The following is a 3,679-nucleotide window of genomic DNA, read 5'->3' as shown; positions in this document are numbered from 1 at the left end:
GACAGTCAGAAGAGCCCATCTATGAAGATATTGGTGAACCGGAACAGTTTTCCAGAGAGAGAAGAATAATTGAAGAGGAGCAGCCAGAAGAGCCCATCTATGCAACCGTTGATAAAATGAGAAAATCTCGCAACAATGAAGATATATCTGAAGGGGAGCAGCCAGAAGAGCCCATCTATGCAACCGTTGATAAAATGAGAAAATCTCGCAACAATGAAGATATATCTGAAGGGGAACAGCCAGAAGAGCCCATCTATGCAACCGTTGATAAAACGAGAAAATCTCGCAACAATGAAGATATATCTGAAGGGGAACAGCCAGAAGAGCCTATCTATGCAACCGTTGATAAAATGAGAAAATCTAGTAATGAGCGAGAAATATTTATTCGTACATTGGAAAGAGATTTATTGCTTAGTGCACATCAGCAACAAATCCGAGATTTGTGTGGCATAGTTTATAACAACCCGCTTGTTTTTGAGTCAAGATTGCAATTTATTAAATTAAATCCTTCTTCAGCAGAAAGGTTAATGTGGGATGTTGCAAATAGCTCTCGATATGTTCCTACGCTTGCTGGTAAAAAAATTCTTGGTTTTAGAACAAAAGCGCGCGTGAAAGCTGAAGAAAATTTAGATAATTTACATAGTGCTATCGATAGTTATGGGAGAGTGGTGCAAAAAATAAAAGATAACATGTTAAATAGATTTTACGACTCTAAATCAAAAAGCAGTAAAACAGTAATTAAAGTGTTGCAAGAATCTACTTCAGCATATGGCGTGCCATCTGTCTTCGAAATGAATATGAAAGACATAGAAAGACAACTTGTATACAAGATTCCAAGAAATCCAGATGTTCAACAATGTCAAACAGCGCTTCGATATTGGTGCAATGTTGTTTTTGGTAATCCATTTATTCTAGAAGAAAGGATTGAAGATTTGCAAAAAAAACCTGAGATGGCAGAAGAGCTTTCATGGCAACTTAAAGAACATCCTGGTTTTTTTTGCAAAAAATTGGCTGGCTTTGAGTTATGCGGCTTAAAAAGTCATGCACGTCAAAAAGCTGAAAAAGGTATTGATCCATTGTGTAAATCCGTTGAAAATTACGGAGCTGCAGTAAAAAGGGCAAAAGAAAAAATTGTACTTACTCATAATAGACGAATGTTACTCTCTAAAAAATGTAGTGATTTAGGTGAAAAATTGCAAAGATTGAAGGATATGTCTACAACTGCTCCCATCCCTGGAAACGGGGGGAGTAAGAACGTTAAACAGCAGAAAGCTGCAGGACAAAAAGTAATGTTTTTATAAGTTTAATGTGTGTGCGATTTGGTTTTTAATTTTATCCTTTGGTGCCATAATTTTGTAGATTGCATCAAAGTGTTTTGTCCGGTGTTAGGAAAAGGATGAACCAAATATTTTCGTTATTTTACATAACTAATTGAGAAAGCTTGAAAGGAAATATGCATGAAAAAAAACCCAAAAAGCCGTTCTGCATCTCCTGTGCTGGAAGGAAGACAAGAACCCGTTGGATCAATTGATAGAGCCATCTATAAGCAACTAACTGAGAGATCGAGGAATTTCTTTTACCCAAATAGCAGTGTATTTAAAAATAAATACAACATCAGAAATTTAGAAATATTACAGCAACGATCCGCCAACGATGTAGAAAAAGCAGCAACCAAATTACGCGAAGAAGCACCACCAAAAAGCTTTGATTCTAACTATCTGAGACATATCCACAAATGTTTGTTTCAAAAAACGTTTGAATGGGCGGGACAAACACGCGATGAGTCTTTTACATTTGCAGATGGCACCGTTGCTTTTATGCCGTTTCTAAAAAGAAAAGAATCTAAAGCGTTTTTTGCTGCCGGCAGGAAAATACAGGAAGGGCTTCAAGATTTAGATGCCATGCTTGTTAAAAAAAATAATTTAAAGGGTTTAACACGCGACGAATTTATTAAAGATGCAGTTAAAGTCATGGCAAATTTGCACCACTTACACCCTTTTAGGGTAGGTAGTAAGCGTGTAGAACAAATTTTTATCGAAAAACTCGCTCATGCAGCAGGACACAAGCTGGATTTTTCTTGTGTAACAAGAAAACGTAAGATGTTTGTTCGCTCTGCAGCAATGGAGCACGGTGATTTAGAACCTATGGAGCATCTATTTCAAGATATATCTGATCCAGAAAGACTGAATCTTTTAAGTGAATTCACCGAATCCATGCGAGAAATTGGACTTGGTGAAAAAAATTATGCTATGGCTGTCGTAGCACAAAGTGGCCTTACCTATCACGGCATATACAGAGGCAGTGGAAAAAATGGTTTCGCGCTTGATGTTAAAGGTACGTATGTCGTAGGAGATAAAAGAGATCTCAAACCAGAGCAAATAAAAAAACTAAAAGTTGGTGATCGCATTTCTTTTACAGCATCAAATACTCAGAATTTACAAGAAATGCTTATTCCACCAGAAAAAGTTTCACCTCTTACGCGAGAAGAAATTGCTGAAAGGATTCGAAACGACGCTTCAGTCCAAAGAAACCTACAGCAGATCCGAACGTTGTGTAGAGTTGTTTATGGCAATCCACATGCTTTAGAAAATGCATTACAGAGACTTAGAATACCAGCAACTAATCAAGATATTGTTTTCGGAGAAAAGTTCGCACGGAATGTCGGAGCATTTCCTGGATCTGTCAGTAGTCTTGCTGGCTTCAAAATATGTGGACTGAGAACTAATGCACGCGCACATGCTGAAGAGAATATTTTACCATTATCTCATGCGATTTATAATTATGTACATGGTATAAAAAATGCGGAAGAGAGTATTTTATATCAGCATAATATGGAACAAGCCCGCTGTATGCAGTCTGTAAAAACGCCTACCTTAGGGATGAAAGAATTATTTAATCTTTCAAAAGAACAACAACAAGAAGTCTTACTGGCGTCTCCTGAACTGCAAATGCAAGTGAATAATTATATGTGGCAACTCCATGATCGTCTCTCGCCGAGCCAACGTGAAGATATAAAGCGAGATAATTGCGAAGAACTCGCTAAAAGTATTGGTACATCGGTAAATCAAGCAAAGGAGATTATAAGAGTATTTCGGTCTGGAGAAGAAATAAAACAGAATCTTCAATTGGACCTTTCATCTCCCTCCAAATTAGATATGAAATTAAAACAAGGCACGAATAAAATGACAAAGGAAAGTAGTGCCGAGAGACACACCAAAACTCTGGGTAAACCTTTGGTTAAATTAGGGACAATACCAAAAAAAGTCGTGCAACAAAGAGAGATAAAAAAGGGCCCTCAACGGCAGAGAGCTTACACTTTTTAGCTCTGTTCTTATGTAGAAACATTGTTTTGACTATCGAGCCCCCTCTTCCTTATCTGTTTATTTTCAGAGCAAAGGGTATATGGTTATAATTTTAAAAGATTTATCGTTATTTTGATAATGAGATATAAAAAGTTGTCTTAATTTATTCAAAACTTTCATGCAAAAGAGCACATTTATTCTTTTATTTACTTACTAACATTGGAATAACTCAATTTAAATAATCAAATTATTAAAAGCTTAAAAAGTAATTATTATTCAGAAGCATTATTAGAAATGATGAAATGGATAAGAGTTAATAAAATTTATAATAAATAGAGCCTTAAATATATTGTTATATAAGTAAAGCATTACCAATC

At 36.0% G+C, this 3,679-nt stretch carries 2 protein-coding genes; both read left to right on the top strand.

Annotated elements, in window-relative coordinates; all coding sequences use genetic code 11:
- Window positions 1–1,301, top strand: a 1,301-nt coding sequence (locus tag WCP76_RS04705) for a BID domain-containing T4SS effector (protein WP_336294533.1), incomplete at its 5' end; no start/stop codon positions are given.
- A gap of 156 nt (window positions 1,302–1,457) precedes the next feature.
- Window positions 1,458–3,323 carry a BID domain-containing T4SS effector gene (locus WCP76_RS04700; RefSeq protein WP_336294532.1) on the top strand — a complete coding sequence of 622 codons (1,866 nt, stop codon included), beginning with the start codon at window positions 1,458–1,460 and terminating at the stop codon, window positions 3,321–3,323.
- Window positions 3,324–3,679: the final 356 nt, after the last annotated feature.

This window comes from Bartonella vaga, assembly GCF_037070895.1.
In the GTDB taxonomy this organism is placed as follows: domain Bacteria; phylum Pseudomonadota; class Alphaproteobacteria; order Rhizobiales; family Rhizobiaceae; genus Bartonella.
Note: the sequence above shows the minus strand (reverse complement) of the source record. Positions and strands in the feature narration are given on the sequence as shown.